Origin of the sequence: Paenibacillus sp. JCM 10914, from assembly GCF_001315105.1 — a bacterium.
Taxonomy (GTDB): Bacteria; Bacillota; Bacilli; order Paenibacillales; family Paenibacillaceae; genus Paenibacillus_AQ.
Genome location: NZ_BAZR01000063.1, coordinates 1 through 5,000, shown reverse-complemented (window position 1 = coordinate 5,000; position 5,000 = coordinate 1). Strand labels below are relative to the sequence as shown.

Genomic DNA, 5,000 nt, shown 5'->3' with positions numbered 1-5,000 from the left:
TGTTTTGCAATCAATATTGAAGGAGAGTTGTCATGTGTGAAATAGACAAATCTATGATTTCTAGTTAGTTTATCAATGAGTTTGGTGATGGAATTTAGCACGTAACCAAGGACGTAAGAGTTGGTATATCATCGGTTAATCATGGATTGGTTAATTTCGTTGGATGATCATCCTAACAAGAAACTGTGGACAGTGATTTCGAGGAAATACGTAGAAGTTTCGAAATCCTGTCCTCAGACGTCCGTCACACATTTTTTCGATTGGTTGAATTGAAACTCTAATGACAGGGAGTGTGAGTTTGGAAAACGATGTAGAACCAAAGATGAGCCTTTTACAAGATATGCGCAGATATTCTATTTGGCTGGGTATATCGGTCGTATTCTCTATTATCAGTGCAGTGACTTATATTTTATTGGCCAATGTTTTCAATCAAATAATCGAATCGGTCTTGTCCAAGGAAGAGGGGAGCCTGGGAGGACAAATTAGCATAATCGCTGCGATCATCGCTGTAGGAATGCTCTCCATTTTTATGAACCGTTTTTCGTCGGCGAAATTTAGTGCATCTGTCACGCACCGTATTCGAATTCGGATTTATCGCCATCTGAAAAGAATGACAGTGGAACAAGCGGAGAAAAAACAAGTAGGCGATATTGTAGCACGTCTAACGAACGATCTTCCTTATGTAAACGAATTTTTGAAGAAAAAAATAACCAATTACTTCTATCATCCTATCATGATTGTATTGTCACTCACCTACTTAATAATATTAAATTGGCAATTACTACTTTCATGCATTTTGGTTGTTCCAGTCTTTATTCTAATTGTGAATATTACCACTCGCCCCATTACAAAGCTATCCGAGCAAGCCCAACATTATGCGGGAGAGGCCAATTCCGTTGCACAGGATTCCATTTATGGAATACAGATGATCAAGATTTTTGCCACCGAAAATCAGATGGAACAGAAATATTCTTCCGTATTGAGGGACTCTCTGAACAAGAGCCTATTGTTGGAAAAGAAAAAATCTGCCCTCGGTTCCATTCAAATGATTTTACAGAGCCTTCCTATTATCATTTGTTTTGTGTTAGGGGGCTACTTCACCATTTATGGACGTCTACAACCAGGTGAATTAATCATTTACATGTTCCTTCTCAATTTTATGGTGCAGTCGATATCCGAAATTCCAGGATTAATGGCTGATTACCGAGAGCTTAAAGGAATAGTCAAAAGGATTGGAGACTTTTTTGTCTGGCGGACAGAATCTTGTGATGAAGGACAAACAACGACTGGCTTGCGCATAGTTACTCCGATTCATCTGGAATTCAAGGACGTAAGTTTTTCTTATCAAGACCGCCATAACGTTCTTCAGAACATAAGTTTTGCTGCGGGTCCAAACCGAATAGTTGCCGTTATCGGCTCAAGCGGTAGCGGAAAAAGTACGTTGTTCAAATTGATTTGTGGATTTTACGACAATAGTGGTGGACTAATTGAAATGAACGGAACGGAGATCGGGCAAATTGATAGGCAACATTTGCGGAGTTTGATTTCCATTGTTTCACAAGATAGTTATTTGTTCCCGGTTACTATCGCTGAGAATATTGCACTCGGAAAACCGGAAGCCTCGCTTGAGGAAATTATTGCCGCTGCCAAATCGTCCCACGCTCATGACTTTATTATTGAGTTGCCTGAGGGCTATCAGACTATGGTAGGAGAAAGAGGAATGAGTTTGTCCGGTGGGCAGAGGCAGAGGATTTCCATTGCACGCGCCATCATTAAAAATGCCCCGATCATATTAATGGACGAACCTACCTCCGCCTTGGATATGGGGTCTGAAAATGTACTGCAAGAAAATCTGACCGCATTGTGGAAAGATAAGACTGTTCTTATTGTTACACATCGGCTAACCACCATTCGAGACGCAGATCTTATTCTAGTTTTAGATCAAGGGAAAATCGTTCAACGGGGAACTCATCATGAGCTTCTCGAGAAGGACGATGGGTTGTATCGAAGATTACATGATCAGTCTGATGGTGCCATGTTGGAAGAAGAACGACTGCAGAGGATGAGCTTATGATATCGAACATTTCTTCGTTGTTCTTGGAACTTAAACGGGTGTTGTCTTTTCTCAAAGGTAATCGACGTGGTTTTTTAATTGGGATGATAGGCGAAAGTGGATTAAAAATAAGTTTAGTATTTGCACAAGCGTATGTTTTCAAGTTTATTGTCGAAGCGGCAGTTGAAAAAGACACGACCTTCATCAATCAAGCGATCCTATTAATTTGTACGGTCGTTCTTTTGGTTATCGTTAGCACTCCATTTTTTAAGTACATGGGTGTAGCTGGGATAAAAAAGACGATTGCAGGTCTAAAGACAACTTTGTTTGGCAGAATTATTCGGCTACCCATCGCTTTTTCAGAGAAAACACATTCTAGTAACCTGTTGTCCAGGTTAACAAATGATGTTCAAAGCATCGAACGAATCTATCAAGAGTTTATTTATTCTTTGTTTTATAGCGGATTAAGTTCTTCGGTTTTTGTAGCATTTATGCTTGCCATTGAATGGAAGCTGTCCGTGATTTTGCTTTCGTTTACTCTTGTATCTGTTGGGCTCAACATCTATATTTCGCGTTCGATCCGGTCTCACAGTGATTCATTGATCAAGCAATTGGCCATATGGGCTGGTAAATTCACCGATATGCTGAACGGATTTAAGGAAATAAAAATGTTCAGATCGGATAGGTTGGACAACGTTTACGAGCAGACAGCTGATAATGTCAGAAAATCATCCTTAACGCTGGGATATAGGGAAGCATCCTTAGAGTCAATTAATTATTTCATCAGTTTGTCCAATTTTATGGGTACCTTCGTCATAGGCGCTATTCTTGTCGTTGAGGGGTCGGTTGGGCTCGGAACATTAATGGCACTTGTACAAATCCAATCAAGTCTGACATTCACAGTTTTGGAGTTTGGTAGACGGATCCCAGAATTACAGGTCTCACTGTCGGGGGCCAGGAGGGTTACGGATTTACTGGATGAGGAAATGGAGCCACGTTCCTGGCCGATGGAAGGAGCCATGTCTCGTGAATCGGCTTTTATAGAACTGAACAATGTAGTGTTTTCTTACGAAGCTGGTAAACCAGTAATTGACAATGTGAGTTTGACTGTCGGGAAGAATGAGATGGTTGCAATTGTTGGATCGAGCGGTTGTGGGAAAAGTACTTTACTCAAACTCCTTCTCGGGTTCTATCCAGTCGATCACGGATCGGTACACATAAATGGCAAACCTATTACTGACTTTAGCTTGACTGAACTTCGGGCAATGATGTCTTTTGTATCCCAAGACTGTTATTTATTTAACGGCACAATAGAAGAAAATATCAAGCATGCGAGACCGAGTGCCACTAGGGATGAAATCATAGAGGCATGCAAGACTGCCAACGCGCTTGAGTTCATAGAGGGATTGCCGGATGGTTTTCAAACTAGATTGGAGGCGAATGGACAGAATCTCTCCGGTGGGCAAAAACAACGAATAGCGATTGCAAGAGCTGTACTAAAGAATGCACCGATCCTTCTCTTAGATGAAGCTACTTCATCCCTGGATACGGAGTCAGAAGCGTTAATCCATTCGGCACTTGAAGAGTTGATGAAAGATCGTACCACTATTAAAGTCGCTCATCGTTTATTCACGGTTATCGATGCGGATCAAATTCACTTAATGGACAAAGGCAGAATCGTAGAATCTGGAACTCATGAGGATTTGATCAAGCGTAATGGTGCTTACCGTCGCTTAATTCAGTTTAACGAAGATGGCATATAAAAAAAATTATGAAAAGGGGAATTTCAGTGATCTATGACAGTGTCCTTTGTAATTTGGGTAATACCCCGATGATTAAATTGTGTATCGAGGAACAACCTGCCTTGAATGTCTACGCAAAAATGGAATTCATGAATCCGACGGGAAGTGTAAAGGACAGAGCTGCCTCTTATGTACTCAAAAGTATGTTGAATGCTGGAGTCATTGATCAAGACACTGAAATCGTAGAGTCCTCTTCAGGAAATTTCGGCATTGCTCTTGGGCATTATTGCAGATATTATGGTTTGAAATTTCATTGCGTCATTGACAGTAACATTTGCTTGGAAAATGAGAATTTGGTCAAAATGTTAAGCTACAAAACCTACAAAATAGCGGAAAGGGATCATACCGGAGGTTATTTGTTAAACCGGATTAAGAAAGTGAATCAACTCATATCAACTATTCCTAACTCGTACTGGATTAACCAATATTCAAACCTTCAAATGGGAGAAGCTTATTATAAATCATTAGGCAAGGAGATTTGTGAAAGCGTTGCGGAAATTGATTATGTATTCATGGCAGTTAGTTCGGGGGGAACCATCTTGGGTGTATCCCGTTGTATTAAAGAGCGTTTCCCAAACGCGAAGGTAATCGCGGTGGATATAAAGGGCTCGGTGATTTTCGGTAATCCTCCTGAAAAGCGTACAATACCAGGCATGGGTTCCAGCATGGTGCCTGAACTTGTCAAACATGCTTTCATTGATGAAATAATGATCGTTGACGAACCGACAATCATTCTTAGTTGCCATGAATTTTTCTACAAGTACAACATTTTAGCAGGCGGTTCCTCAGGAGCTGTACTGGCAGCCATCAAATCATATTTTGCTAACAAAGATATAGCTGCTCCGTTGAACGTGGTCACCGTTTTACCGGATAGGGGCGATCGATATGTCAGTACGATCTATAATGAGGCTTGGTTTTCCGAGTATCTTCAAGTAAATGAAATGAAATAGAATTATAAATTTAGTAGAGTGGGGGATTGGAATGAGTGGAACGGTAGACATTCAACAAATCTATTCCTTAACACCGATGCAGGAGGGAATGTTGTTTCATCGTCTGCATGATGAAGATCAGGCTTATTTTTTGCAAATGCATTTAAAGCTGCGGGGTGAGCTTGATCTTCATCTTTTTCGGCAAAGCGTTAATAA

General features: G+C 40.7%; 4 protein-coding genes. All 4 read left to right on the top strand.

Annotated features, from left to right (window positions below):
• Positions 1-298: 298 nt before the first annotated feature.
• On the top strand, positions 299-2,074 hold the full coding sequence (locus tag JCM10914_RS27965; RefSeq protein ID WP_023967519.1) for an ABC transporter ATP-binding protein: 1,776 nt from the start codon (positions 299-301) through the stop codon (positions 2,072-2,074).
• Positions 2,071-3,816, top strand: coding sequence for an ABC transporter ATP-binding protein (locus JCM10914_RS27960; protein WP_023967518.1), 1,746 nt, complete (start codon positions 2,071-2,073; stop codon positions 3,814-3,816). Before JCM10914_RS27965 ends, JCM10914_RS27960 begins: the two co-directional genes overlap by 4 nt.
• A 26-nt stretch (positions 3,817-3,842) precedes the next feature.
• Positions 3,843-4,805: a 2,3-diaminopropionate biosynthesis protein SbnA gene (gene sbnA, locus JCM10914_RS27955; RefSeq protein WP_023967517.1), complete on the top strand. Its 963-nt coding sequence runs from the start codon at positions 3,843-3,845 to the stop codon at positions 4,803-4,805.
• A gap of 31 nt (positions 4,806-4,836) precedes the next feature.
• A partial coding sequence (locus tag JCM10914_RS32095; protein WP_162834844.1) for a condensation domain-containing protein occupies positions 4,837-5,000 on the top strand: 164 nt, incomplete at its 3' end.